The 26,437-nt window shown below is 36.7% G+C and carries 28 protein-coding genes; 18 read left to right on the forward strand and 10 right to left on the reverse strand.

Annotated elements, in window-relative coordinates:
- Window positions 1–136: 136 nt before the first annotated feature.
- From secA to B0G92_RS07150, 4 genes are all read right to left on the reverse strand, one after another.
- On the reverse strand, window positions 137–3,493 hold the full coding sequence (gene secA, locus B0G92_RS07135) for a preprotein translocase subunit SecA (RefSeq protein WP_056069850.1): 3,357 nt from the start codon (window positions 3,491–3,493) through the stop codon (window positions 137–139).
- A gap of 87 nt (window positions 3,494–3,580) precedes the next feature.
- Entirely contained in the window at window positions 3,581–3,802 is a 222-nt protein-coding gene (locus tag B0G92_RS07140; RefSeq protein ID WP_022828503.1) for a DUF2795 domain-containing protein, read from the reverse strand.
- A 187-nt stretch (window positions 3,803–3,989) separates the two neighbouring features.
- Window positions 3,990–4,562 carry a cob(I)yrinic acid a,c-diamide adenosyltransferase gene (locus tag B0G92_RS07145; protein ID WP_101472047.1) on the reverse strand — a complete coding sequence of 191 codons (573 nt, stop codon included), beginning with the start codon at window positions 4,560–4,562 and terminating at the stop codon, window positions 3,990–3,992.
- Window positions 4,563–4,634: 72 nt separating this feature from the next.
- Window positions 4,635–5,318: an ABC transporter ATP-binding protein gene (locus B0G92_RS07150; protein ID WP_056069853.1), complete on the reverse strand. Its 684-nt coding sequence runs from the start codon at window positions 5,316–5,318 to the stop codon at window positions 4,635–4,637.
- A gap of 185 nt (window positions 5,319–5,503) precedes the next feature.
- Between B0G92_RS07150 and B0G92_RS07155 the strand changes: the two genes are divergently transcribed.
- Both B0G92_RS07155 and B0G92_RS07160 read left to right on the forward strand, forming a co-directional pair.
- Entirely contained in the window at window positions 5,504–6,184 is a 681-nt protein-coding gene (locus B0G92_RS07155; RefSeq protein WP_056069856.1) for a hypothetical protein, read from the forward strand.
- A gap of 146 nt (window positions 6,185–6,330) precedes the next feature.
- Window positions 6,331–6,582 carry a DUF7218 family protein gene (locus tag B0G92_RS07160; protein ID WP_101471595.1) on the forward strand — a complete coding sequence of 84 codons (252 nt, stop codon included), beginning with the start codon at window positions 6,331–6,333 and terminating at the stop codon, window positions 6,580–6,582.
- Here B0G92_RS07160 and B0G92_RS07165 read toward each other — a convergent pair.
- Entirely contained in the window at window positions 6,579–7,406 is an 828-nt protein-coding gene (locus B0G92_RS07165; RefSeq protein ID WP_101471596.1) for an O-methyltransferase, read from the reverse strand. The two genes, B0G92_RS07160 and B0G92_RS07165, sit on opposite strands and share 4 nt — an antisense overlap.
- Window positions 7,407–7,416: 10 nt before the next feature.
- Window positions 7,417–9,276 (reverse strand): ABC-F family ATP-binding cassette domain-containing protein, encoded by a 1,860-nt coding sequence (locus tag B0G92_RS07170; RefSeq protein WP_056069866.1) that lies wholly within the window; start codon window positions 9,274–9,276, stop codon window positions 7,417–7,419.
- 216 nt (window positions 9,277–9,492) lie between these two features.
- Here B0G92_RS07170 and B0G92_RS07175 point away from each other — a divergent pair, with 216 nt between their 5' ends.
- The 4 genes from B0G92_RS07175 (at window position 9,493) to B0G92_RS07190 (ending at window position 13,135) form a co-directional block, all read left to right on the forward strand.
- Entirely contained in the window at window positions 9,493–9,870 is a 378-nt protein-coding gene (locus B0G92_RS07175) for a DUF1801 domain-containing protein (RefSeq protein WP_101472048.1), read from the forward strand.
- 59 nt (window positions 9,871–9,929) lie between these two features.
- On the forward strand, window positions 9,930–10,445 hold the full coding sequence (locus tag B0G92_RS07180) for a DUF4833 domain-containing protein (protein WP_101471597.1): 516 nt from the start codon (window positions 9,930–9,932) through the stop codon (window positions 10,443–10,445).
- A 71-nt stretch (window positions 10,446–10,516) separates the two neighbouring features.
- Complete coding sequence (locus B0G92_RS07185; protein WP_101471598.1) at window positions 10,517–11,677, forward strand: glycosyltransferase family 2 protein; 1,161 nt, start codon at window positions 10,517–10,519, stop codon at window positions 11,675–11,677.
- Window positions 11,678–11,824: 147 nt separating this feature from the next.
- The gene (locus B0G92_RS07190; RefSeq protein ID WP_101471599.1) at window positions 11,825–13,135 is read left to right on the forward strand and encodes a dihydrolipoamide acetyltransferase family protein; all 1,311 of its coding nucleotides are present in this window, start codon (window positions 11,825–11,827) and stop codon (window positions 13,133–13,135) included.
- Between the two features lie 68 nt (window positions 13,136–13,203).
- On the opposite strand, the gene B0G92_RS07195 is transcribed toward B0G92_RS07190, so the two are convergent.
- Window positions 13,204–14,145: an erythromycin esterase family protein gene (locus B0G92_RS07195; RefSeq protein ID WP_101471600.1), complete on the reverse strand. Its 942-nt coding sequence runs from the start codon at window positions 14,143–14,145 to the stop codon at window positions 13,204–13,206.
- A gap of 206 nt (window positions 14,146–14,351) precedes the next feature.
- Between B0G92_RS07195 and B0G92_RS07200 the strand changes: the two genes are divergently transcribed.
- The 10 genes from B0G92_RS07200 to B0G92_RS07245 all read left to right on the forward strand — a co-directional run bounded on the left by B0G92_RS07200 (window position 14,352) and on the right by B0G92_RS07245 (window position 21,580).
- Window positions 14,352–15,128 (forward strand): 3'-5' exonuclease, encoded by a 777-nt coding sequence (locus B0G92_RS07200; protein ID WP_056069881.1) that lies wholly within the window; start codon window positions 14,352–14,354, stop codon window positions 15,126–15,128.
- A gap of 30 nt (window positions 15,129–15,158) precedes the next feature.
- Complete coding sequence (locus B0G92_RS07205; protein ID WP_056069885.1) at window positions 15,159–15,770, forward strand: fumarylacetoacetate hydrolase family protein; 612 nt, start codon at window positions 15,159–15,161, stop codon at window positions 15,768–15,770.
- Entirely contained in the window at window positions 15,770–16,114 is a 345-nt protein-coding gene (locus B0G92_RS07210; RefSeq protein WP_056069888.1) for an Hpt domain-containing protein, read from the forward strand. Before B0G92_RS07205 ends, B0G92_RS07210 begins: the two co-directional genes overlap by 1 nt.
- 31 nt (window positions 16,115–16,145) lie before the next feature.
- Window positions 16,146–17,408 carry a CinA family nicotinamide mononucleotide deamidase-related protein gene (locus B0G92_RS07215; protein WP_101471601.1) on the forward strand — a complete coding sequence of 421 codons (1,263 nt, stop codon included), beginning with the start codon at window positions 16,146–16,148 and terminating at the stop codon, window positions 17,406–17,408.
- A 117-nt stretch (window positions 17,409–17,525) separates the two neighbouring features.
- Window positions 17,526–18,428 (forward strand): proline and serine-rich protein 1 family protein, encoded by a 903-nt coding sequence (locus B0G92_RS07220; RefSeq protein ID WP_101471602.1) that lies wholly within the window; start codon window positions 17,526–17,528, stop codon window positions 18,426–18,428.
- Between the two features lie 154 nt (window positions 18,429–18,582).
- A complete protein-coding gene (gene rpmB, locus B0G92_RS07225) occupies window positions 18,583–18,819 on the forward strand; it encodes a 50S ribosomal protein L28 (RefSeq protein ID WP_056069897.1) in 237 nt (78 codons plus the stop codon).
- Between the two features lie 27 nt (window positions 18,820–18,846).
- Complete coding sequence (rpmG, locus tag B0G92_RS07230) at window positions 18,847–19,029, forward strand: 50S ribosomal protein L33 (protein ID WP_056069900.1); 183 nt, start codon at window positions 18,847–18,849, stop codon at window positions 19,027–19,029.
- A gap of 9 nt (window positions 19,030–19,038) precedes the next feature.
- Window positions 19,039–19,191, forward strand: coding sequence for a DUF4295 domain-containing protein (locus B0G92_RS07235; RefSeq protein ID WP_008238127.1), 153 nt, complete (start codon window positions 19,039–19,041; stop codon window positions 19,189–19,191).
- 168 nt (window positions 19,192–19,359) lie between these two features.
- Window positions 19,360–20,313 carry a signal recognition particle-docking protein FtsY gene (gene ftsY, locus B0G92_RS07240; protein ID WP_101471603.1) on the forward strand — a complete coding sequence of 318 codons (954 nt, stop codon included), beginning with the start codon at window positions 19,360–19,362 and terminating at the stop codon, window positions 20,311–20,313.
- A gap of 43 nt (window positions 20,314–20,356) precedes the next feature.
- Window positions 20,357–21,580, forward strand: coding sequence for a hypothetical protein (locus B0G92_RS07245; RefSeq protein ID WP_101471604.1), 1,224 nt, complete (start codon window positions 20,357–20,359; stop codon window positions 21,578–21,580).
- Window positions 21,581–21,810: 230 nt separating this feature from the next.
- On the opposite strand, the gene B0G92_RS07255 is transcribed toward B0G92_RS07245, so the two are convergent.
- Window positions 21,811–22,887 carry a serine hydrolase domain-containing protein gene (locus B0G92_RS07255; RefSeq protein ID WP_101471606.1) on the reverse strand — a complete coding sequence of 359 codons (1,077 nt, stop codon included), beginning with the start codon at window positions 22,885–22,887 and terminating at the stop codon, window positions 21,811–21,813.
- A gap of 107 nt (window positions 22,888–22,994) precedes the next feature.
- Here B0G92_RS07255 and B0G92_RS07260 point away from each other — a divergent pair, with 107 nt between their 5' ends.
- Both B0G92_RS07260 and B0G92_RS07265 read left to right on the forward strand, forming a co-directional pair.
- Window positions 22,995–23,435, forward strand: coding sequence for a hypothetical protein (locus B0G92_RS07260; RefSeq protein WP_056069915.1), 441 nt, complete (start codon window positions 22,995–22,997; stop codon window positions 23,433–23,435).
- Window positions 23,416–23,712: a DciA family protein gene (locus B0G92_RS07265; protein WP_101471607.1), complete on the forward strand. Its 297-nt coding sequence runs from the start codon at window positions 23,416–23,418 to the stop codon at window positions 23,710–23,712. Before B0G92_RS07260 ends, B0G92_RS07265 begins: the two co-directional genes overlap by 20 nt.
- Window positions 23,713–23,779: 67 nt before the next feature.
- Here B0G92_RS07265 and B0G92_RS07270 read toward each other — a convergent pair whose 3' ends face one another.
- Together B0G92_RS07270 and bshC are read right to left on the reverse strand one after the other, a co-directional pair.
- Window positions 23,780–24,199 carry a nucleoside-diphosphate kinase gene (locus B0G92_RS07270; protein ID WP_101471608.1) on the reverse strand — a complete coding sequence of 140 codons (420 nt, stop codon included), beginning with the start codon at window positions 24,197–24,199 and terminating at the stop codon, window positions 23,780–23,782.
- Window positions 24,200–24,309: 110 nt separating this feature from the next.
- Complete coding sequence (bshC, locus tag B0G92_RS07275; RefSeq protein ID WP_101471609.1) at window positions 24,310–25,905, reverse strand: bacillithiol biosynthesis cysteine-adding enzyme BshC; 1,596 nt, start codon at window positions 25,903–25,905, stop codon at window positions 24,310–24,312.
- Between the last annotated feature and the right edge of the window lie 532 nt (window positions 25,906–26,437).

Consider the following 26,437-nt stretch of genomic DNA (forward strand, 5'->3'; position numbering starts at 1 on the left):
CGTTTTTCGTTGTTGAGCTTGTATATGCTTTTTTGCTATTTTATTTGTATCGATTATACATATAATTAAGTCCCCAACTACATCTGTAGTTGGGGACTTATTTTTATTACTGGTCTGAAAATCTCAAGCCTAAAATTTACTCATTCACTATAACCCATTCACCAGAAGCCAAAAGACTTTCTGCCTTTTTGTATTTCATAGTTTCGGTTTTGCCGCTCATGACATGCTTCACGGTAACATTGTCGTTACGGTTGATTTTTGGCATATCACGTACGATAGTTTCCGTCACCTGAGGTCTCTGTGTTTGTCCGGCTTCACGGTTTGCAGCAGCAGCTTCGTCAGTATTTGGAATCTCGTCTTTTGAAGTCTTGTAGTTTTCTTTTGGACGGGCAACTTCTCTTGCTTCGTGGATTTCAGGATTGTTCTGTTGTGGCAGGTCTCCTTTGAATAAGAAAGAGATTACTTCTTTATTGACATTGTCAATCATGTTTTTAAACAGGTTGAAAGCTTCGAACTTGTAAATCAATAAAGGGTCTTTTTGTTCGTGTACTGCTAACTGAACAGACTGTTTCAATTCGTCCATTTTGCGCAGGTGCTTTTTCCAGGCTTCATCAACAATTGCAAGCGTGATGTTTTTCTCGAAATCGCTTATCAATTGAGCTCCTTCCGTTTCGTATGCCTTTTTCAGGTCGGTTACGACATTAAGGGTTTTGATTCCATCAGTAAACGGAACAACGATTCTTTCGAACTGGTTGCTTTCGTTTTCAAAAACATTCTTGATGATAGGGTAGGCTTCTCTTGCACTTCTAGCGGTTTTTTCATTATAGAATTCCAAAGCCGACTTGTATACTTTTCCTGTCAGTTCCTGAGCTGAAATTTTTGCGAAATCAGCTTCATTTACCGGAGAGGTAATAGAGAAATAGCGAATCAATTCGAATTCGAAGTTTTTGAAATCATTGGACGCTTTGTTCGCCTCAACAATCACTTCGCAAGTGTCATACATCATGTTGGCAATATCCACTTTCAGACGCTCTCCGTGCAAAGCATGGCGACGACGCTTGTAAACTACTTCACGTTGGGCGTTCATAACGTCATCATATTCCAAAAGACGCTTACGTACACCAAAGTTGTTTTCTTCTACTTTTTTCTGTGCTCTTTCGATAGACTTTGTCATCATAGAGTGCTGAATTACTTCGCCTTCTTTCAAACCAAGTCTGTCCATAACTTTAGCAACTCTTTCTGAACCGAATAAACGCATCAGGTTATCTTCAAGAGAAACATAGAATTGTGAGCTACCCACATCTCCCTGACGTCCGGCACGACCTCTCAACTGACGGTCAACACGACGCGAATCGTGACGCTCCGTACCAACAATGGCTAAACCACCTGCTGCTTTTACTTCTGGAGAAAGCTTGATATCCGTTCCACGACCTGCCATGTTGGTAGCAATAGTCACAACTCCGGCTTTACCAGCTTCTTCAACGATTTGCGCTTCCTGCTTGTGCATTTTAGCGTTAAGTACGTTGTGAGGAATGTTTCTCATCTTGAGCATACGGCTCAATAATTCTGATATTTCAACAGAAGTAGTACCAATCAATACCGGTCTTCCGGCAGCAGAAAGCTGGGTAACATCTTCAATTACCGCATTGAATTTTTCACGGGTACTTCTGTAAATTAAATCTTCTTTATCTTTTCTGGCAATTGGCTTGTTGGTTGGGATTTCAACAACATCCAATTTGTAGATTTCCCATAATTCGCCTGCTTCCGTAACTGCCGTACCGGTCATACCTGCCAGTTTGCTGTACATCCTGAAGTAGTTCTGTAATGTAATGGTAGCAAATGTTTGGGTAGCCGCTTCGATTTTTACGTTTTCTTTTGCTTCAATTGCCTGATGCAATCCGTCAGAATAACGACGTCCGTCCATAATACGTCCGGTCTGTTCGTCAACAATCAATACTTTGTTGTCGATGATAACATATTCTGTATCTTTTTCAAAAAGGGTATAAGCTTTCAAAAGCTGCGTTAAAGTATGGATACGCTCGCTTTTTACGCTGAAATCCTGAAAAAGTTTTTCTTTTTCTTCGGCTTCAGCATCTTTGTCAAGATTCATTTTTTCGATTCTTGCAATTTCAGTTCCGATGTCTGGCAGAATGAAGAAATCATTGTCAGTGTCTCCGGAAAGGAATTTGATTCCATTATCTGTCAATTCAACCTGATTGTTTTTTTCTTCAATCACGAAATACAAAGCTTCATCAATCTTGTGCATTTCGCGGTTGTTATCCTGCATGTAGTGGTTTTCAGTTTTTTGAAGCAGTTGTTTTACCCCTTCTTCACTCAAAAACTTGATTAAAGCTTTATTTTTTGGTAAGCTTCGGTAAGCTCTTAGTAATAAAAACCCGGCTTCTTTAGTATTGCCTTCTTTTAATTGTTTTTTAGATTCTGCTAAAAACCCGTTTGCTAACTGTCTTTGTAAGTTTACCAGATTTTCAACTTTTGGCTTTAGCTCGTTGAACTCGTGACGGTCACCTTGAGGAACCGGACCTGAAATAATCAACGGAGTTCTGGCATCATCTACCAAAACCGAATCGACCTCATCGACAATTGCGTAATTATGTTTTCTCTGTACCAGTTCTTCCGGAGTATGAGCCATATTGTCTCTCAAATAATCGAAACCAAATTCGTTATTTGTTCCATAAGTAATATCAGCATTATAAGCCTTTCTTCTTCCTTCAGAGTTTGGCTGGTAGTTATCAATACATTCTACCGTAAGTCCGTGGAATTCGAAAAGAGGCGCTTTCCATGCGCTATCACGTTTTGCAAGGTAGTCGTTCACGGTTACAAGGTGAACACCATTTCCTGTAAGTGCATTCAGGTATAACGGAAGCGTAGCAACCAATGTTTTACCTTCACCCGTTTGCATTTCGGCAATCTTACCCTGGTGAAGTACGGCTCCTCCAATTAATTGAACGTCGTAGTGAATCATGTCCCAGGTAATTTCTTTTCCTGCGGCATTCCAGCTATTAGCCCATATTGCATTATCGCCTTCGATAGTGATATAGCTTTTCGTAGCAGAAAGTTCCAGATCTTTTGGTGTTGCCTTTACTGTTACATGCGTATTCTCTTTAAATCTTCTGGCTGTTTCTTTTACAACGGCAAAAGCTTCAGGAAGGATTTCCATCAAGGTCTTTTCGGAAATATCGTAAGCTTCTTTTTCCAAAGTATCGATTGAAGCATAGATGTCTTCTCTGGCATCAATGTCCTGTGTTTTCTCTACTTCGAGTTTGTAAGAGGCAATTTTTGCATCTTTCTCAGCTCGTGCTTCCTTAATTCTCTCCTTGAAGTAAATAGTTTTTGCTCTTAATTCGTCGTGCGAAAGAGCAGCTAATGTTTCTTCGTGTGCTTTTATCTTCGCGATAATCGGCATGATGGCTTTTACATCCTTTTCCGATTTATCACCTACAAAAGCTTTTAATATGCTGTTGATGAAACTCATGGGTTGTTATATTTCTATTTATAAAATGTTGCAAATTTAAGCAAAAAAAAAGCCTCTATTGAGACTTTTTCATTGTGTTTATTATTTTTAATACTCATCCTCGTTCCAAAGATAATCTTCGTCAGTTGGATAGTCAGGCCATATCTCTTCCATTGATTCGTAGATTTCACCTTCGTCTTCTATGGACTGAAGGTTTTCCACTACTTCTAAGGGTGCTCCAGCTCTAATAGCATAGTCGATAAGTTCGTCTTTGGTTGCAGGCCACGGCGCATCACTTAAATAGGATGCCAATTCTAATGTCCAATACATCTGATATCGATTTAATAGTTTTATGCAAAAATAATTTTTTTACTGAAATAGTCAAGTAAAATTGTATTTATTTTAAAAAAGTCAAGAACGTTTTTTCTGGCTTCCAGACCGGATTATGCGGTTTCGGATTTTTATCCTGTTTTTTAACCGCTATTGCCTTCTGACGTTTCGATTCAGCTCGTTTGGATTACTGCTTTTCAGGAATCCATTTTACCTCATCGGCCTTAAGGTCGTAGGACAACTTTCGTGCCAGTACAAAAAGGTAGTCAGAAAGTCGGTTTAAGTACTTAATTACAAGTTCATCTGTAGGTTCCTGCTCGTTTAAATGGACTGAAAGTCGTTCTGCACGACGGCAAACACAGCGTGCAATGTGACAATATGACACGGTTGTATGTCCGCCAGGCAGTACGAAATGCGTCATGGGTGGCAGAGCGCTTTCCATGTCATCAATTTCATTTTCAAGCAATTCAATGTCGGCCTCGGTTATTTTTGGAATATTTAGTCTTGGTTTCCCGTTTTTTAGAATTTCTTTTTCAGGCGGTGTAGCCAAAATGGCACCAACAGTAAATAATCTGTCCTGAATCCGAATTAAAATATCTTTATAGTGGCTGTTTATTTCCTGGTCACGTATCAGCCCGATGTAGGAATTAAGCTCATCGACAGTGCCATAACTTTCGATTCGGATATGGTGTTTAGGAACCCTGTCGCCTCCAAAAAGGGCTGTAGTGCCCTTATCTCCGGTTTTTGTATATACTTTCATTGTTTTGCAATTTTTTAAATTTCTGTAAAGCACAGTCCAATAACCTGAACTGCAAATCATACTGAAGAAAAGTTATTTGTTTGGTTTGTCACTTTCTACGATGCCGTCGCGAAGTCGTATGATTCTGTGGGCATAGGCGGCAATATCTTCTTCGTGAGTAACCAGAATTACTGTGTTTCCATTGGCATGGATTTCATTGAAAAGATTCATGATTTCTACAGAAGTCTTACTGTCAAGATTTCCTGTTGGTTCATCCGCTAAGATAATAGATGGTCTGTTGACTAAGGCTCTTGCCACAGCAACACGCTGTCTTTGCCCTCCCGAAAGCTGATTCGGTTCATGGTCCATCCTGTCTTTTAATCCTACCTGATTTAAGACTTCTTCAGCCCTTGCAGAACGTTCCGATTTGGAGTATCCGGCATAAATCATAGGTAAGGCCACATTATTAAGAGCAGTTGTTCGGGGCAGAAGGTTGAACGTTTGGAAAACAAATCCTATTTCCTTGTTACGGATTTCCGCCAGATTGTCATCACTCATCTGGCTTACATCTTTTCCGTTCAAAATATATTGCCCTGATGTTGGAGTATCAAGACAGCCCAGAATATTCATTAAAGTAGATTTTCCGGAACCGGAAGGTCCCATTAACGCAACATATTCTCCTTTATTGATGTTAAGGTCAATTCCTTTTAAAACATGGATGATTTCATTTCCAAGTACAAAGTCTCTTTTTATATTGGTTATCTTGATTAATGACATAGCTTTAATTTGAGCCCTAAAAGTAATGAATTTTTGCAAAAGCGAATTCATTTTAAGATTTTAAGACGAAATTAATAATTCTGACCTTTTGTATTAAATTAATCATAATATTTTAACTAAAAATGTGTAAATAATTTTTTATAACTAAATTTATGTAAACCAATTTTTAATTAAAACCACCAATTATGAAAAGGATTAATCTATTTTTAGGAAGTGCAATTATTGCAGTTGCTTTTGCCTCATGTAAAAGCGAAAATGAAAAGCAGGCTGAAAAAACAGTAGATGCTTATGAGAAATATGTAGATTCTGTAACCAATGTTGCTGTTGCCGATGCGAAAGCAAACTGGCAATCGATAGAGGTTTCTTATAACCAGAAAACAGCCGATGCCGAAGCTGCACTTGCAGAAATGAAAGACAAGGCAAATGCTGAAGCCAGACTTGAAAAGTCAAAAGCAAAATATGCCGGTTTAAAATCAAAATTAGAGGCTGAAGCACAAGCCGAAAAAGAAGCCCAGGCCGCAAATCCTGCCAACAGAAAACAGTTGTTGAGAGATGCTTATTTTGGAGCCGGAAAAATAGGCGAAGACATGGATTTTTCATGGGTAAACAAGGACAATATCCTGAGAGTGTATAATGATTTTTACAATGAGTTTGATAAAAATAAGGATACGTATTCAAGAGAAGATTTCGATGAAATAAAGGCAATGTATGAGGCTTTGGATGCTCATAAGAATAAAGTTGAAAAAGAAGGACTTTCTTCTAAAGACAATTTGAAAATTGCCGAGTTGAAATTCAAATTTGCTCCAAAATTCAAATGGGAAAGAATGGGGGCGAAAGCAGAAGAAAATAAAAAAGCAAAGGAATAATCACATTTAGATTGGTTTGAGTTAGGTATGGCTGTTCGTTTAGAACAGCCATTTTTATTTGTGATAGCTTTAACTGACGATTAACAGGTTGAAAATTAAATATTTGGTAAATTTATGTAATGTCTAACCAATAAATAATAGAAACCATGCCGAACAAAAGCCCAGGTCCGCAAATTAAAGATAAGGACCAATATGAAGCATTGCGTGACAAAGGTTATAGCAAAGAAAAGTCTGCCCGGATAGCAAACAGCAAAGGTGCCGAAAAAAGAGGAGGCCATGCTAAAAAATATGAAGACCAGTCAAAAAAAGAAATCTATGCCGAAGCTAAAAAAGTAGGAATCGAAGGCCGTTCAAAAATGACCAAAGGCGAACTGATTAAGGCGTTACGAAGGAATTAAGGCAATAAGCCCCATAATTTACGCAAGCCCAGTATGCTGTTCAGGAAAAAAGAATTTGAGGTGCGAAGTATGAAATGTTCTTTCTCCTGTTCTCTCCTAAAAAAAACAAGACCCCATTGGAATGTGTCAATTGTGACAGTAACCTTTGGGTGTTTTTTTATGATTTCCCAGGCTTCTTCCATATCTGCCGACCAATGAATGTCATCAAAAATCCAGACAGTTTCGTTATGCGCGGTTGATAATAGTGAATCAAAATACTGCAATGTGGCTATTTTGGAATGATTTCCGTCAAAATAAATGAAGTCATAGGAGTCTGACTTTTCGGTTTCCAAATACGATTCAAATTTGCTGACAACAGAATCAATGCCCAAATCAAATTTATCAAATTGCTGTCGGGCAATTTTTGCGGTTTCAGGACAACCTTCTAAACTTGTGATTTGTGCTTTTGGATTTCCAAAAGCCAAAGCAGAAGTGGCCAGACCAAGCGAGGTGCCTATTTCCAAAATAGTTTTAGGCTCGAAATAGTTTACAATCCGAAACAAAAGTCGGGCATCTTTTCCGGATATTCCCGCGTTTTGAGCTATCTTGTTTATCGCCCGTGTGTTGGATTTGAAAACTCTTGAACCGGCTCCGAAATCAGTAACTTCAATCGTGTTTTTGTTTTGCAGTAACGATTCGCGATATTTTTTTAAAAGAGTATATTCTGTATATTCATTTTTATCATAAAAGCATTTACGGAGCAAATCAAACACAAACGGTGAATGCACACCGTGGGAATTGTTTGAATTCCATAGAAATTTCAGATATGATTTCAGAAGATGCATGTTGTTTTAATTATTCTTCCATCTTGGCAGAAAGTTCAAACCAACGTTCTTCTTTCGCTTCGATTTTTAGAATGATGCCCTGAAGCTCATTGGCTTTTTTCTCAATATCGGCATCGGCAACCTTTCCATCAGAAAATAGCTGTTCGATTTTTGCTTTCTCAATTTCCAGATCCTTGATTTCGCGTTCAATTTTCTGATATTCTTTCTGTTCGTTAAAAGAAAGACCGGAAGAAACATTTTGCTGTTTCCAATTGTTTTTTTCTTTAACGGTTTCTTCTTTAACGGGCTCAACGCTATCTTCATAAGCACGGAAATCAGAATAGTTGCCCGGGAAATTTTCAATAACGCCTTCGCCGCGGAAAACAAACAAATGGTCTACGATTTTATCCATAAAATAACGGTCGTGCGAAACAACCAGCAAACAACCCGGATAATCCAGAAGGAAACTTTCGAGTACGTTTAAAGTCACGATATCCAAATCATTGGTTGGCTCATCCAGAATTAAAAAGTTCGGATTCTGAATCAATACCGTACAAAGGTAAAGCCGTTTCAGCTCGCCACCGCTCAATTTTTCTACATAGTCGTATTGCTTTTTATTGTCAAAAAGGAAACGTTCGAGCAATTGTGAAGCCGAAATAATCTTGCCTTTTGTTAACGGAATATATTCGCCAAATTCCTTGATAACATCGATTACACGCTGGCCGGGTTTAGGATTAATCCCACTTTGTGTGTAATATCCTATCTTAATTGTGTCTCCTACGACTACTTTTCCGGAATCTAAAGGAATAGTTCCGGTCAGTACATTCAGGAAAGATGATTTACCTGTTCCGTTTTTACCAATAATCCCGATTCGTTCACCACGCTGGAAATCGAAGCTGAAATTGTCCAGAATAATTTTGTCTCCAAAATGTTTTGTGACCTTATGGAGTTCAATAATCTTGCTTCCCATACGCTCCATGTTGATTTCAAGTTCAACCTGGTTTTCCTTACGGCGACTTTCAGCCTTTTGTTTGATAACATAAAAGTCATCCTGACGCGATTTGGATTTGGTAGTTCGGGCTTTGGGCTGCCTGCGCATCCATTCCAATTCTTTTTTGAAAAGGTTTTGCGCCTTGTCTATACTTGAGTTTTCGGAAGCAATCCGCTCTTCTTTCTTCGCCAGATAATAAGAATAATTGCCTTTATATTGGTATAGCTTTCCATTGTCAAGCTCTATGATTTCGTTGCATACGCGTTCCAGAAAAAAACGGTCGTGCGTCACCATAAACAAGGTAATGTTTTCTTTGGCAAAATAACTTTCCAGCCATTCAATCATTTCCAAATCTAGATGGTTGGTGGGTTCGTCCAGAATCAGCAGGTCGGGACGGTTGATGAGGACGATAGCCAATGAAAGACGCTTTTTTTGTCCTCCGGAAAGATTTTTAACTTTCAGCTTAAAATTTTCCAGTTTTAACTTAAACAGTATTTGCTTAAACTGTGTTTCAAAATCCCATGCGTTGAATTGGTCCATGCGGTCAAAAGCTTTTTGGTAAGCTTCTTCATCTTCGGGATTCTCTAACGCTTTTTCATATTGGTGAATTACGTCCAAAACTTCATTATCAGATGCGAAAATACTTTCTTCAATGGTCAGTTCGTCCTGAAGATTGTGGTCTTGTGACAGGAAAGCCATCTTGATGTCTTTTCGCATAATGACCTGTCCGGTATCCGGCTCGTCGTCTCCATTGATAATTCTCATGATGGATGTCTTGCCTGTACCATTTTTAGCAATAAAAGCAATTTTTTGGTCCTTATTGATTCCAAATGAAATGTCCTTGAAGAGTGTACGCTCTCCAAAAGATTTTGAGATATTTTCGACTGATAAGTAATTCACTGTAGAAATTTTTTGCAAAAGTAACTTTTTAAAACCAAAATAGAAGCGAAATTAATTTTCAAGCAAAGACGTAAAGAGAAAACAATTCGGAGTAAACGTTAGCGATTAATCTGTTTAATCATTTAATCTGTGGCTAAAAAAACAAAAGCTATGAATCGAAGAAAAGCATATCTCCAAATTTGATACATTTATAGAGCAATGGGAAAACAGGAAACTATGGATATAGTAAACGAAATCGACAATTCTTATCTGAAACAGCCGGAGCCTTTTCGAAGCTGTCTGTTAGCTCTGAAAGATATTATACTTTCACAGGATACTGATATTACCAGTGTGTTGAAATATGGCATGCCTTTCTTTTGTTATAAAGGAAAAATGCTTTGCTATTTGTGGATACATAAAAAACAAAAGCAGCCTTATATTGGTTTTATGGAAGGGAGATATTTGGATTATCCGGAACTGGTTGTCGAAAATCGTTCGCGGATTAAAATATTGCTATTCGAGCCCGATCAAGACCTGCCGGTTGAAAAGATTGAAGACATTTTGAAAGGAGCATTGGATTTATATAAATCGGGGAAAATAGCGTTAAAGAAGTAGTTCGGCTATTTAAGGTTGGAAAAACTTTTGTTATATTCGTGAAACCTAAATATTTGGAAATGAAAAAAATATGGTTTTTGCTTTTTGTTTCGTTAAGCATGCAGGCTCAGAAAGGTTATCCCACTCCCACAATAACAGACAATCATTTATTTTATATTCAGCATAGCAAAAACCACAATACATTTGTTTATGAGGCTAATTTTGATGACAGCAAGTTTGATGATACTGAACCCATAAAAATCCACAGAGTAGCCTACACCAAAGGTGGCGTAAAAGAAGAACTTACCAAGATACAGCGAAAATTGGCTTATGGAGTAGATGTACGGAAGCTTAAAGAAAATCATTATGAATTCACTTTGGTTTCCTATCCGGACAAGAAGCTTTATTTGGAGCTGGGCCCAAAAGACAAACCGCAGGTAAAGACGGTTGTAAATGGTAAAAAAATGATACTGGCCAGGATGTATCTTTCTATGGAAGAATCAAAGAGCATAAAGCCAAAGGTTGAATATATTGATTTCTATGGTATCGACCCGGAAACCAAAAAAGAAATAAAAGAACGTTTTTTTATGAAATAAAAAGGGTGGTTAACAGCCTTTGGGAGTATCTTTCCATTGGAGCAATCTAAAAAACTGCTTATATTTGCTCAATGCAGTTATCCGTTATCATCCTTAACTACAATGTCCGTTATTTTCTTGAACAATGCCTGTTGAGCGTTCGTGAAGCCATTCGCGGACTCGATGCGGAAATTATTGTGGTAGATAATAATTCTCAGGACGATAGTTGCCGGATGGTAAAAGAGCGTTTTCCGGATGTAATCTTAATTGAGAATAAGGAAAATGTCGGTTTCCCTAAAGGAAATAATATTGGCGTAGAAAAAGCCAAAGGGAAATATGTATGTATTCTGAATCCCGACACAGTTGTTGCGGAAGATACGTTTACTAAAATTTTGGCTTTTGCCCAAAGTCAGGCGAATTTAGGAATAATAGGATGCAGGCTGATTGACGGAACGGGTAATTTTTTGCCGGAATCCAAAAGAAGCATCCCAACTCCCTGGATTTCTTTTACGAAAATATTCGGGCTGTATAAACTGGCACCAACTTCCAATTGGCTGGGACGTTATTATGCAGGTCATTTGCAAGAGAACCAGACAGGCACAACAGATGTTTTGGTAGGCGCTTTTATGGTTTTGGAAAGAGCGCTTTATAATGAAGTGGGCGGATTTGATGAGAGGTATTTTATGTATGGAGAAGACATTGATTTTTCCTATACCGTGCTTAAGAATGGAAGGTCGAATTATTATTTTCCTGAAACCAGTATCATCCATTACAAAGGAGAAAGTACGGTAAAAGACGGAACTTATATGAAGCGATTCCAACAGGGAATGGAATTGTTTTATGAAAAGAATCTTAAAGCTTCGCCATTTTTTTCGTTGTTTATGAAATTGGGGACGCTTTTCTTTTCATTTATGAAGACGTTTCAGGGAAAGCCAAAACAAAAATCCAGGCCGGAAAGCTATATTTTTATTTCAGACAATTCTGCGGTCAAGGAAAAATTACAGAATAAGCTCAAAAAAAATATACAAATCCAGAAATTTGAAAACCAAAAAGCAGTATTTTCGCAAACGTTTTCGGGTCTGGATCCGGTAGAAATGATTTTAGATGCTGATTATCTCACGTTTAAAGAATGCATTTCGATTATGGAAATGTATAAAAACAAAAATCTGACATTTAAGATTCTGCCCCAAAGTTCCAACTTTATTATTGGAAGTAACAGCAATAATGAGCGGGGAGAGTTTATCCTGTTTTAAAGAGTATAACAGGAAATTCCGGAGCTGTAGAATGTAAAAAGATGTGTTTAAAAAAAGTCTTGTAAAATTATATAATTCATGGCATAACCTGAAAATTATCACTAATTTTGCAAGCAGAAAATAAAAATTCACCATTAGGTTAACAATATGGCAAAATTTGAATTGAAACTTCCAAAAATGGGAGAAAGCGTTGCAGAAGCAACAATTACCAACTGGCTAAAAAAAGTAGGCGACCCAATCGAAGCTGACGAAGCGGTATTGGAAATTGCTACCGATAAAGTAGATTCAGAAGTGCCTTCTGAGGTCTCTGGAGTTTTGTCTGAAATTCTTTTTAACGTTGATGATGTTGTAAAAGTAGGTCAGACAATTGCTTATATTGAAGTTTCTGGAGGTGTTGCGGTAGAAGCACCAAAAGAAGAAGCCCCGGCGTCAGTAGCTGAAATTGAAAAAACAGTAGAAACTGCACAGCAAACCGTTGCTGCTCCGCAAGACTTTTCAGGTTCAGATAAATTCTTTTCTCCATTGGTAAAAAATATTGCCAAAGAAGAAGGGGTGACGGTTGCCGAGTTAGAATCAATTCAAGGCTCCGGAAAAGATGGAAGAGTAACCAAAGATGATATATTAGGCTATGTTGCCAATAGAAAAGAACCAAAAGCAGTAAGTCAGCAAGTTCCGGCCCAGGCTCCTGTTGCCCAGATGTCAAGCCCGGCTCCAAAAGCAACAGCGGCAGTTCCTGTTTCTGTAAATGGAGGTGATGAAATCGTGGAAATGGACAGAATGCGAAAGCTGATTTCCGGCTATATGGTAGCATCTGTACAGACTTCGGCTCACGTACAGTCGTTCATTGAAGTAGATGTAACCAACATCGTAAAATGGAGAGACAAAGTGAAAAATGCGTTCGAGAAGAGAGAAGGCGAAAAGCTGACTTTCACGCCAATTTTCATGGAAGCTGTTGCGAAAGCATTAAAGGATTTCCCTGGAATGAACATTTCTGTTGATGGGGAATTTATTATCAAGAGAAAAAATATCAATCTGGGTATGGCGGCAGCCCTGCCAAATGGAAACTTAATTGTTCCGGTAATCAAGAATGCAGACCAGCTAAACCTTGTTGGTATGGCAAAAGCAGTTAATGATTTAGGAAACAGAGCCAAAGCAGGCAAGTTGAAACCGGACGATACACAAGGCGGAACGTATACAGTAACTAACGTGGGTACTTTTGGTAGCGTTTTTGGAACGCCAATCATCAACCAGCCACAAGTGGGTATCCTGGCTTTGGGTGCTATCCGTAAAGTGCCGGCGGTAATTGAAACTCCTGAAGGTGACTTTATTGGAATCCGTCAAAAAATGTTCCTTTCTCACAGTTATGACCACCGTGTTGTTGACGGTGCTTTGGGAGGAAGCTTTGTAAAGCGTGTAGCAGATTATTTGGAAGCTTTTGATGTCAATAGAGATTTTTAATTGACTCATTTATATATAAAGAAACCTCTCAAACGAGAGGTTTTTTTATGCGATAAGTTTTGTTTGCTTTATTCAAGAATTAAAGATGCTGTAGTCTCCCTAACAAATATGATGGAATCAAAATCAGATCCTGGCAGTATAGGCAGTGCCCTGTCATTTGTCCATACAGAATAGATATTGGTGATTTTGTTTTTGTTTTGCGCAAAAGGATTTGCTTTATTTGGATTGAAAGAAAGAAAGAATTGGCTGTATTTCACTTTAGAGAACAATCCGGAAAATGTATCCGAACCTGATTCAAAACTATGTTTTGTAATTTTTCCTTCCGCAATCACATTTACGTTTCCTTTATAGGTGTCAAATCCCAAGGCATAATATCTATCCTTCAGTTTTTGTTTTAAATACCCACCCATAGCTTCTACTTCAGCCATTGTTTTATCTTTTGCGATATGCACATTATGACCCCAGATAATTGCTTTTGATGTATCGCTTTTTTGTGCTTCAATAATTATTTCTGCCATGTTTTTGTCTCTTGTAAGAGGGTCGTGCCAAAAATCTTCACTGTCAAATCCAAAAAGAATAACTTTTTTGTCTGCAGGCTGGTTCTGATTGTATTCTTTTAGCCATTGGAAAAGATTAAAAATTTCCTGTGTATTGTAAAGCATGAGTTTTTCCATCAGCATTTTCAGATTTCCGTTTCCCTTTTGGAGATAGTCGTTGATTGAGATGATATTAAACTGTGTAAGTTCAAAACCGATTAGCTTATAATTGTTGTTTGTGATTAAATGTTTGATGATTTCAGTCTTTAGTATATGGAATTCATGGGTTCCGTGTGAAGCCTCGCCAAGTCCTATAATTGTGTTGTTGTTTAATTCCGAATCCAAAAATGAAAAATTTTTGACTGACCCTAGAGGGATTGCATTCACATTAATCCATTCCAAATCCTTGTTTTGTGAATAAGCAAACGGGCTAACAATAATAATGATAAATGCGAGGATTGTTTTTATTTTCATGGTAGAGCTGTTAATTGCAGCAAGTATGAAGTAAATCTAATGAAAAACATGGCAAGAGTAGTTTTTTTTCACAAAATTTTGAATATACTGGAAAATAAGAAATTGAAAATAAGAGAATTGATTTTTGTTGCTTTTGTAAACAGTAAATTTTAGAACAAAAATTCATTACAAAAACAGTTATCTTTGCAATCCATAAAAACAAGAAAATGGAACTTAAACTAACAAAGCCGATTTGTTTTTTTGACCTCGAAACCACAGGAATCGATATCTGTAAAGACAGGATTGTAGAAATATCAATATTTAAAGTTTATCCTAACGGAAATAAAGAAAGCAGAACATGGCTGGTAAATCCGGAAATGCCAATTCCGCCACAAACAACAGCCGTTCATGGAATCACAAATGAAAAGGTAGCTAATGAGCCAGTCTTTAAAGAATTGGCAGCCACCATTCACAATATGATAAAAGATTCTGATTTGGCCGGATTCAACTCTGACCGGTTTGATATTCCTCTATTGGCAGAAGAAATGCTGAGAGCCGGGCTGGATTTTGACATGAAAAATCGCGTAGCTGTTGATATCCAGACTATTTTCCATAAAAAAGAAGAAAGAACTTTAAGTGCGGCTTATAAATTTTATTGTGGACTAAGTCTGGAAAATGCTCACTCTGCAGAAGCGGATACCCTTGCTACTTATGAAATCCTAAAGGCACAATTGGAGCGCTATGAAGACCTGCCAAAAGATATGAAGTCTCTTTCGGAATATACTACCAGAAAAAAATCGGTTGATTTTGCGGGATTCATTGCTCTGGATAAGGATAATGAAGAGATTTTTACGTTCGGGAAACACAAAGGTGCCAAAGTTGAAAAAGTTCTTGAGGCTGAACCCGGTTATTTCGGTTGGATACAAAATGCTGACTTCCCGTTATATACTAAAAAAGTACTGACGGCAATAAAGCTAAGAAAACTGAATAATAAATTGAACTAACATTTAAATGCCGAAAACAATATAGGACTTATGAAAATAATCTGTGTTGGAAGAAATTACGCCAAGCATATAGAAGAATTACAAAATGAAAGACCTGCGGAGCCGGTGATTTTTCTTAAACCGGATACCGCTATATTGCCAAAAAACTTTCCTTTTTTTATACCGGAATTTAGCAGTGATATCCATCATGAAGTCGAAATTCTTGTGAGAATAAATAGAGTTGGCAAATATATTGAGCCTAAATTTGCTCATAAATATTATGACGAAATTGGATTAGGGATTGATTTTACAGCTCGTGATGTTCAGTCTGCGCTTAAAGAAAAAGGGCTTCCCTGGGAAAAAGCAAAGGCATTTGATGGTTCGGCCGTGATTGGAGAATTTTTGCCAAAATCTCAATTCAATTCACTAGAAAATCTTACATTTGAATTGACCAATAACGGAAAACCAGCCCAAACCGGAAATACAAATCAGATGCTTTGGAAAATTGACGAATTGATTTCCTATGTTTCACAATACTTTACATTAAAAATAGGGGATATCATATTTACAGGTACTCCGGAAGGAGTCGCAAAAGTCAATCCGGACGATATTCTTGAAGGATATTTAGAAGGGCATAAATTATTTAGAATACAGGTAAAATAATGGCGATACACTATAATCTGGCAAAAGTCTACGAGATTTCAGATAACGACAGCGAATTCGTTCAGGATATCATAAATCTTTTCGTGACTGAAGTTCCGGCCGACCTGAAAAATGTAAAAAAAGGAATAAAAGAAAAAGACTATAAGCTGGCCTACGGATTTGCCCATAAGATTAAACCTACTCTGGACTTGTTGGGAATGACCGTAGCTTTTGAAGAAATTCTTCTTGTGGAAGACTGGACGAAACGTGAAGGGAAGAAAAAAGAAATCAAGGATACTTATAAAAGTATTGCCGACAAAGTCGAAAAAGCAGTAAAGGAAATCAAGAAAGACTTTAACTTGTAATTCTGGCTGTAAGCTTCAAAAATCAAAATCCGTGAAAGCAACCGTAGTAACTATAGGAGATGAAATCCTTATTGGGCAAATCATCGATACCAATTCTGCTTTTATTGCAAAATCATTAGATAAAATAGGGATTGACATTCACGAAGTCATTTCTATCAGTGATAGCAGGGAACATATACTGGAAACGCTTAAGCGTCTTCAGAATCAGGTGGATTTGGTTATCCTGACCGGAGGTTTGGGGCCAACCAAAGACGATGTCACTAAAAAAACACTGTGCGAGTATTTTGAAGACCAATTAATTGTGGACGAAAAAGTTCTTGCTCATGTAACGGAACTGATAGAAGGTTTTTATAAACGCCCTATTTCACAGATGAATAAAGACCAGGCCCTTGTTCCGTCAAAAGCCGAAGTATTATTTAATAAGGTTGGGACGGCGCCCGGAATGTGGCTTAAAAAAGAAAATACTGTTTTTGTTTCTTTACCGGGAGTGCCTTATGAGATGCAGCACCTTATAGAGAATGGGGTAGTGCCAAAGGTAATCGAAGAATACAAACGACCATTTATCATCCATAAAACAATCCTTACCTACGGACAAGGGGAAAGTCTTGTTGCCGAAAGGATTGAAAACTGGGAGAACAATCTTCCTGAATTTATAAAGCTTGCCTATCTGCCAAGTCCGGGAAGGGTGAGATTGAGAATGTCTGCACGTGGAACAAATGAGCAGCTGCTACAAAAAGCGATAGAGGAAAATACAGATTCGCTATCAAAAATCATTGGAGATATTATTGTAGGGTATGATGAGAATGAAACCTTAGAGGTGATTCTGGGCAGACTGCTGACTAAAAATAAAATGACAATCTCTACCGCTGAAAGTTGTACTGGTGGGAAAATTGCGCAATTGATGACTTCAATCCCGGGTTCATCGTCTTATTTCAAAGGAAGTATTGTGAGCTATGCTACAGAAGTCAAAGCAGAAGTACTCAAAGTCCCTCAGGCGCTTATTGATACCTATTCAGTCGTAAGCCGTGAAGTGGCGATTGAAATGGCATTAGGTGTTCAGAAACTGCTGAAAACAGATTATGCTATTGCTACTACTGGAAATGCAGGTCCTGAAAAAGGGGATTCTCCGGCAGAATTGGGTACTGTTTTTATTGCTCTTGCAACCCCTTATCCGGCTCCGGATAATATAATTTGTGAAGAATTTAATTTTGGTCAACCTAGGGAAAAAGTCATTGACAGAACTGTAAATAAGGCTTTTGGTATGCTTCAAAATGAAATTTTGAAAATCAGATAAGATTATCTCATTTTTTTGGCATCGTTTTTGGTCTTTTCTTGGAAATTTATATTTTCGCCCGCAAATAATTTTTTAATCCCCCTTTTTTAACATATTAAAAAAAATTAATTATTTTTTATGAGAAAACTTTACTTTGCTATTGCTGCAGCTTTAACCACAGCATTTGCTTTCGCCCAGGCTCCAACTGGAAATTTGACTATTTTTTCAGAAGACGGAGATCGCTTCTTTCTGGTATTGAATGGAGAGTTGCAAAATGACATCCCGCAAACAAATATCCGTGTTGAAGAACTCAACCAGCCATATTATAATGCCAAAATACTTTTTGAGGATAAATCGCTTGTTGAAATAACAAAAAAGAATCTTGCGATTGCTGATATAGACGGAGAATACATGGATGTTACCTATAAGATAAAGAGAGATAAAAACAACAAGAACAAACTAAAACTTAATTTTTTCTCTGAAATTCCGGTAGACCGCCAATATAGGGCTCCACAAAATGTTCATGTAGTGCATTATGGTGCTCCACAGCCTGTGAGTACGGTATCACAAACTACAACCACAACCACTGTTGGTAATACCGGAATGGGAGTGGGAGTAAATGTTGGGGGAGTAGGTGTGAATATCAATATAAAAGAGCCAAATGGCATTTATACAGAAACAACCACTAGAACAGTAACGCATGGTCAGCCACAGGTTAATTATGCCCCACCGCTAAAAGGATGCAACAATAAATATCCGATGGGTTCAACTGACTTTAATAGTGCCCTGACATCTGTAAAGAAACAAGGTTTTGACGAAACCAAGCTAAAAGTGGCTAAACAGATTGTTTCTGCAAATTGCTTGGATGTAAATCAAATAAAACAAATCGCTAATACGATCAGTTTTGAAGAAAACAAATTAGATTTTGTTAAGTTTGCCTATGATTATTGTACAGAAAAGAAAAATTATTTCAGACTGAATGATATATTTTCGTTCAGTACAAACGTAGATGATCTAACAGAATACATCCGAAATAAATAAAATCTATAATTTGAAATACAGGATTTTTGCCTTTTGCAGGCTGTATATGGAATCGAAAAAGATTTTAAAAAAAAGAAGTAGAATGTTTTGTAAATACAGTTTCTTTTTTGTTTCTTTGCACCCTGATTTTGAATAACGATAAAAGATAAGCATAATGTCAAGAGTTTGTGACCTTACAGGTAAAAGAGCGATGGTTGGAAATAATGTTTCCCACGCGATGAACAAGACTAAGAGAAAATTTTCTGTAAACTTAGTTAAGAAACGTTTTTATCTTCCTGAAGAAGATAGATGGATTACTCTTAGAGTAGCTGCATCTACAATAAAAACTATTAACAAAAACGGAATTGCTGCAGTTTTGAAAGAAGCTAAAGCTAACGGATTTATTAAATAATAATCCTTCCTCTAAATATATAGCAAGATGGCAAAGAAAGGTAATAGAATCCAGGTAATTTTAGAATGTACAGAGCACAAAACTAGTGGTCAGCCAGGTACATCAAGATACATAACAACAAAGAACAAAAAGAATACTCCGGACAGATTAGAGATTAAAAAATTCAATCCAATCCTGAAGAGAGTAACTGTTCATAAAGAAATTAAATAATTATTAGTCATGGCAAAGAAAACCGTAGCAACGTTACAGACAGCTTCTAAGAGATTAACAAAAGCTATCAAAATGGTAAAATCTCCTAAAACTGGTGCATACACTTTTGTTGAAAGCGTTATGGCTCCTGAATTAGTTGATGATTTTTTGAAAAAGAAATAATCGTTTAGACATTATATAGAAAAGCTACTTTCATTCGGAAGTAGCTTTTTTATTTTTATATTTGTTCAAAATTTAAAGAAAGTATGCCGTTGGGTTATTTTCTTGAATTTTTGGACCGTTAGGAAAACTTTATCTAATAATCCGAAAAAAATCTAACCGAATCACAAAATGAGTTTTTTTAAAAAAATATTTTCATCAGAAAAAAAAGAAAGCCTCGACAAAGGGCTTGAAAAAACAAAAACATCTTTCTTTTCAAAGCTTACTAAAGCCGTAGCCGGTAAATCAAAAGTAGACGATGAGGTTTTGGACAATCTGGAAGAAGTTCTGGTTTCATCGGATGTTGGCGTAAATACAACCTTGAAAATTATCGAACGTATCGAAGAACGTGTTGCTAATGACAAATACCTGGGTACGGATGAACTAAACCAGATTCTTCGTGAAGAAATTGCAGGACTATTGTCTGAAACCAACTCAGGAGAAGCTACCGAATTTGAAATTCCTAAAGACAAAAAACCATATGTTTTGATGGTAGTTGGCGTAAATGGAGTAGGAAAAACAACAACCATTGGAAAATTGGCTTACCAATTCAACAAAGCAGGATATAAGGTGGTTCTTGGTGCGGCAGATACCTTTAGAGCAGCAGCAATAGACCAATTGCAAATCTGGGCAGACAGGGTTGGTGTTCCAATCGTAAAACAACAAATGGGAAGCGACCCGGCTTCCGTAGCATTTGACACATTACAGTCGGCAGTAGCCCAAAATGCCGATGTTGTCATTATAGATACCGCAGGACGTCTGCACAATAAGGTGAATTTGATGAACGAATTGACCAAAGTAAAACGCGTTATGCAGAAAGTAGTAGCCGATGCTCCCCACGATGTACTTTTAGTACTTGACGGCTCTACCGGGCAAAATGCTTTTGAGCAGGCCAAACAGTTTACGGCGGCAACAGAGGTTTCTGCCCTAGCGGTAACTAAATTAGACGGAACTGCAAAAGGCGGTGTTGTTATTGGAATTTCTGACCAGTTCCAGATTCCGGTAAAATACATAGGGGTTGGAGAAGGTATTGAAGACCTCCAGGTATTTAACAAAATAGAATTTGTAGATTCTTTCTTTAAATAAATTCCAATTATTACAAGCACTTTAACAACTTAACAAACTTAACATGAAATTAAACCATTATTTGGCTTTTTTAAGCCTTTTGTCTTTCTTTTGTGTCTCAGCCCAAAATACTCAAAAAGGATATCTGATTGATAGAAACAATAAAAAGACTGAAGTTCTTTTTAAGGAAACGGACTTTTCTGATAATACTGCAATACGATACAAACTATCAGAAAATGGAGCTTATCAAAGTATTGATAATAATATAGTGGAATATGGTATTGGTAATGATTATAAGTTCGTGAGAAGAAACGTTAAACATGATAAAATGTTTACTGAAATTTCTACTTTAAAAGAACCTACATTGGTAAGTGAAGAGTTGTTTCTGAATGTTATTGGAGAAGGTGGTGACATAAATTTATATTCTTATTCTGATAAAGGAAGAACAAAGTTTTTTTATGAAATCAAAGGTTCAAATGAAATAGTACAATTTATTTATAAAAGATATTCAGAAGATAATAGTTCCCAAAAAGAGAATAACTATTTTAGAAATCAATTAAATAACATTCTAAAGTGTGAAACTTTGCAGATAGGTGATTTCCTTAATTTAAAATATAGAAAAGAAGATTTTATTAAAATATTTGGAAAATACAATGAGTGTAAAAAACAAGATGCTCAAGTATATGAAAATAAATCCGCAAAGAAGCCAAAAATTAAATATAGTGCTTTGGTAGGTCTTTACCAATCTAGTTTTGCAGTTGAATTTTCTGGAGGTGAATCTGAAAAGGAAACAAAAACTACTATTGGATTTGGTGGAGAAATTGCATTGGTTTTTCCTTCTGAGAAGACCGAAGTTTTTATTCGTGCAGAGTATGAGAGCTATTCAGGAAGGTCACGATATAGCAACCATTTGACAGGTACAGCCAGACAAGAAAATAATTTTTTACTGGAATCCAGTTTCATTAATGTAAATGCTGGTGCCCGATACAATTTTATTTTAAATAATAAAAATAAAATTTTTATTGAAGGAGCAGTAGGTGTAAATACGCCATTTGACGACATTATATATACTGTTACTTTTCCAGAGGCTACCGGAGGGGCAGAAAATGTTGAACTAAAGTCAGCGTATGCTACAAAAACGAATGCCTATTTTAATTTCGGTATTGGATATACATACAACAATCAAATCAGCCTTACTCTTAAAACAGATACCAACAGAAACTTATTGACAGATGATACCACTAAGTTTTCCAGAATGGGTTTAAATCTTAAATACACATTTAACTAATAATTTTTAATGGCCTTTTCGATACATAATGTAAAACCGCTTCATCTGTATATTTTATTTGTACTCCTGATTTTCATTTCAACTTTTTTTGAAGGTAAAGTACAAATAGTGTATTATGTATTTGTCATTTTGGGTTGGGCTTCATTTTTTATGGCTGCTCGAAATTTTATAAAGCAAAGAAAAGGTAAGGCAAGAAAAGTCACTGCCAAGAAGAAATAAAAATAAATGCGCTAATTAATCAGCGCATTTATTTTTTTCCATAAAACTTCATCGAAATCGGATAAAGCTAAATTGACGTTGTCAGCTGCCTCGCCCATTCGTACAATTACCATCTTTCGGCTGGGAATTACATAAATTTTCTGGTCATTTTTACCCAGCGCCATAAACATATCATTTGGACCTTCCGGAATTATGCTTCCCGGAAACTGTATTTGTGTTTGTGGTAAATGATAACTTGACTTTCCGTTTAGCCACCATAAATAACCATATCCCAAATTAATGTTTTGAGACGTATTTGTCGCAGCAGTACAATAACTTTCATTTACTATTACTTCATTATTCCATTTTCCTTTATTGAGCATAAGGAGGCCAAAACGGGCCATGCTTCGGGTAGTGCTCCAATATACGCTATTGTTTCCTGATTGAATCCAGGCGCCATTCATTCCTATTTTGTTTCTTAGTTTTGTGTTGAAATAATTACTGTAGGTCGTTGAAACGGCTGAAGCTACAACGTCTTGCAGTTTTACATAAACGTTATGATAAGCCCACCGTGTTCCTGCATCTGCCTTGTAGGTAAGACAATCAGGTTCCACACAGTCACCATTGTCAATGTCTTCAAGCCCGGAGGTCATAGTAAGCAGATGTTTGTTTGTAATCAGGTTTTCTTTCGTAACGGGAAGGCTTGTCCATCCCTGGCCCAGATAATCTGAAACCCTACCATTACTATTCAGATGGCCTTCCTGTTCTGCAATTCCAACCATGGTTGCCGTTAATGTTTTTCCAGCACTTGCCCAATACCAATTGGATGTGGCAGAATGGCCATTAAAATAATTTTCCATGACTATCTTGCCGTCGACCAAAATAATAAAGCCTTTGGTGTGCTTTTCTTCCAAATAGGAAAGGAGCGGAGTAACTGCATTTTCATTCCATCCTAATGAACTCAATGATTTTGTCTCCCACAAAGCGCTTTCTTCCAAAGGAGGAAAGTAGATTGTAGATTCCGGAGGATTAGAACTAGAACTGTCACTTTCAGAACTACAGCTGATTAAAGCTAAAATAAAGAGCAAAGAATAACCTATTTTTTTCATAAGGACAGGATTTATTATATATAGACTTTAAAAATACCAAATAGTTTAAAGCCGGAAACTTTTTTATCATAGCAAATAGTGGTAATTTTATTTTTTAAAATAATGAAATGAAAAAAGGAGTTTTATTGCTGTTTGCCGCAGTAGTTACCATAGCTTGCAACCAGAACGTATCAAAAGAAGATGCCAAAAAATTAAATGGCTATTGGGAAATTGAAAAGGTAATTTTGGCTGACGGTTCAGAAAAAGATTATAAAATCAATACAACCTATGACTTTTTTGAAATCGGGAACAATTACAAAGGGTTCCGTAAAAAAGTGAGTCCACAATTGGATGGAAAATTTTTGACAGATGATACTTCCGAAGCGGTTGAAATTGTAGAAAAAAACGGTAAAGTATATTTAGATTATAAAACTGACTATGCAAAATGGGAAGAAGAACTGAAGTCAGTTTCTGAAAACCAGATGACGATTGTCAACCCACAAAAAATAGAATACCAATATAAAAGAGCAACCCCAATAAACCTGCTAGATGGCAAAGAGGCTAAATAATGAAAATTCAGTAGGCGATGTCCTGAAACACATCATAGAAGCAAACAAACTGCAACCCGGAATTGACCGTATTGCCGTAAAAGAAGCATGGATTTCGCTAATGGGAAATGGTGTGAACAGTTATACTAAAGATGTGGTTTTAAGAAACAATACGTTGTATGTAGAACTTACTTCGGCTGTATTGCGTCAGGAATTAAGCTATGGAAAAGAAAAAATCATAAAGATGATAAACGAGGAATTCCGTCGCGATATCGTAAGGGAGATTGTTTTTAGATAGGTTTTGTAAATTAAAAACATAAAAAAATCCGTTTCAATTTGAAACGGATTTTTTTATTGTATTTTGATTAAAACTGCTCTCTTCCTGAAAAGTGAAAAGCACCTTCAATAGCAGCGTTTTCATCGCTATCAGAACCGTGAACCGCATTCTCTCCAATTGATTTTGCATATTTCTTACGGATAGTTCCTTCAGCAGCATCTGCAGGATTCGTAGCACCAATAAGTGTTCTGAAATCTTCAACAGCATTTTCTTTTTCTAAAATTGCCGCTACAATCGGACCTCTTGTCATGAACTCAACCAATTCTCCAAAGAAAGGTCTTGCGCTGTGAATTGCATAAAATTGCTGAGCATCAGCTACAGTCAATTGAGTCAATTTCAAAGAAACAATTTTAAAACCACCTTCAGTAATCATGTTCAAAATTCCACCGATGTGTCCGTTTTCAACCGCATCTGGCTTAATCATTGTGAATGTTCTATTCGTTGCCATTATATTTTTTGTTTAGATTTGGCGCAAAAGTAGTGTTTTTGACAGAAAACGAAAAACAATCGCAAGAATTAGCAACAGAAAATTTTGTATTCGGTTTGTATGATACCCAACTAAAGAATGACGATTTTGAATTCCTGTTCCAGAGGGTGCAATTCTTCGAATAATTTATATAAAAGAACTTCGCCATAACCTAAATAGAATTCAGAAAAATTTACAATTCTTTCCTGTAAGCTCTGGTTTGGAAATAGTTCATTTTGCAAATCTGAAATCCGTTCCAATTCTTCCTGGTGTTTTTTCTTTTCAGCTTTTAGCAGTCGTTTCTCCAGATTTTCCAAACCTTTAATCTGTTTGACTTCCTGTGCTTTAACCGCGCCTGTAAAAGACTTATCTGTTTGTTCGGCTATCTTGTTAAGGCTCTCAAACTGTTGTCTTAAAAAATCTTTTTGTGCTGTAAAATCAATTGGAAACTCAGAAAAAGTTTTTACCTTGAAATTCATTAACTCCTGCTGTTTTGAAAATAAGTCTTTCCAGGACAGGTTAAGCTTATCGGCTTTTTTGACTTGTTTTTCTGTAGCCAATAAAACAGAGTTTCTTAGGAGTAGTATAGGAAAAGTAACATTTGCTGCTTCAAAGTATGATTTCAATTCCAGCCAATAGGCTAATTCACCGCCTCCTCCTATGTAGCAAAGATTAGGAAGAATGACTTCCTGATACAAAGGACGCATGATAACGTTAGGGCTGAATTTTTCAGGATGGTTTTTTAGCAATTCCAGGATTTCTGCTTCTGTAAACTTTAATTCGGTATTGTTCACATAATAGAAACCGTTTTGCAGAATAATGCGTTCACGAAAATCATCTTCAATATAAAAGAGGTTGATTTCACGCGGATTGACCTGTATGTTGTAATTTTTTAGCTTTTCAGATGTTTCCAGAACCTTTTTATGAGCTGTCTGGTTTAAGAGTTCTTCTTTAACATAAGGAGCAAAATGCTTTTTGAGCTCTTTAGAATCGGCATCCAGAATGACCAATCCGGTTTTTCCGAATAATTCATTGGCTAAAAATCGGGTTGCATCTGCAAGATTATTGTGGCGGACATACGATTCTTCGAATAGTTTTTTTAAATATTCAGCATTTTTTCCGATGCCCAATTCCAATGAAAAAACTTCAAAAACTTCTTCAAGTCCTTTAGTTGAAAGCCGTCCAACAGGCCCACCGCTTTCCGTATTCCAACGCACTTTTTTTCCATGCAGGTTGAAATAATTGATTTCTTCAAAGTCATGGTCTTCGGTAGCCATCCAATAAACCGGTACGAAATTGTATTCGGGATATTTTAATTTTAATTGTTTGGTAAGGTTGATAGTAGAAACAATCTTATACAAAAAATATAATGGTCCGGTAAAAAGATTGAGCTGGTGTCCGGTCGTTACCGTAAATGTTTTTGGGTTTTCCAAAGCCAGAATGTTCCATTTTGTCAGGTCGGAAACAGAGAGTCCGGAATATTGTTTTTCCAAAATAGAAACTAAAGTTTTACGCTTTACAATATCCGAATTGAAATTTTTCTCCTTTTCAAGAAGTTGTTTCTCAAAATTTTCTAAAGAAGGAAACCGATGATAAAGCGACTGTAGGTCTGATTTTTGATTTAAATAATCGTTGATTAAGGAAGTAAAGTAACCAGATTCTTGATAGCTGATACAGTCGGTTGGCATAGTTGGAATTTTTTTGTAAAAATAAATAAAATTACTGCATGAATAAGTAGTTTAACAAAGGCTTTAAGATAGTTGATAGTGGATAGTCGATAGCCTATAGTGGATAGTCGATAGAGGGTAGTGGATAGTTGGGAAATGCCGGAGTTAAAGTGAAAAAGATAAATAGTTAGAGTGGAGTTTTGGTTGAAAACAAAAAATAAAAAATAAAGTTTTTCATTGTACATCTAAATTTTCTTTGCGAAATTTCACCTTAGCACCTTAGCACCTTAGCACCTTAGCACCTTAGCACCTTAGCACCTTAGCACCTTAGCACCTTAGCACCTTAGCACCTTAGCACCTTAGCACCTCAGCACCTTAGCACCTCAGAAACTTTAAAAAAATTTGCATAATTCAAAAAATATTCTAAATATTTGCACTCGAAAAATTAATAACACTTTTAAAACGAAGAAAAATGACTGTATTGGCATTATCATTTCAAAGCTACTCACCAACAGGATTTGGTGCTGTGCGTCTTCGTGGCTTATTTCAATCT

It is taken from the genome of Flavobacterium lindanitolerans (assembly GCF_002846575.1).
GTDB classification, from domain to species: domain Bacteria; phylum Bacteroidota; class Bacteroidia; order Flavobacteriales; family Flavobacteriaceae; genus Flavobacterium; species Flavobacterium lindanitolerans.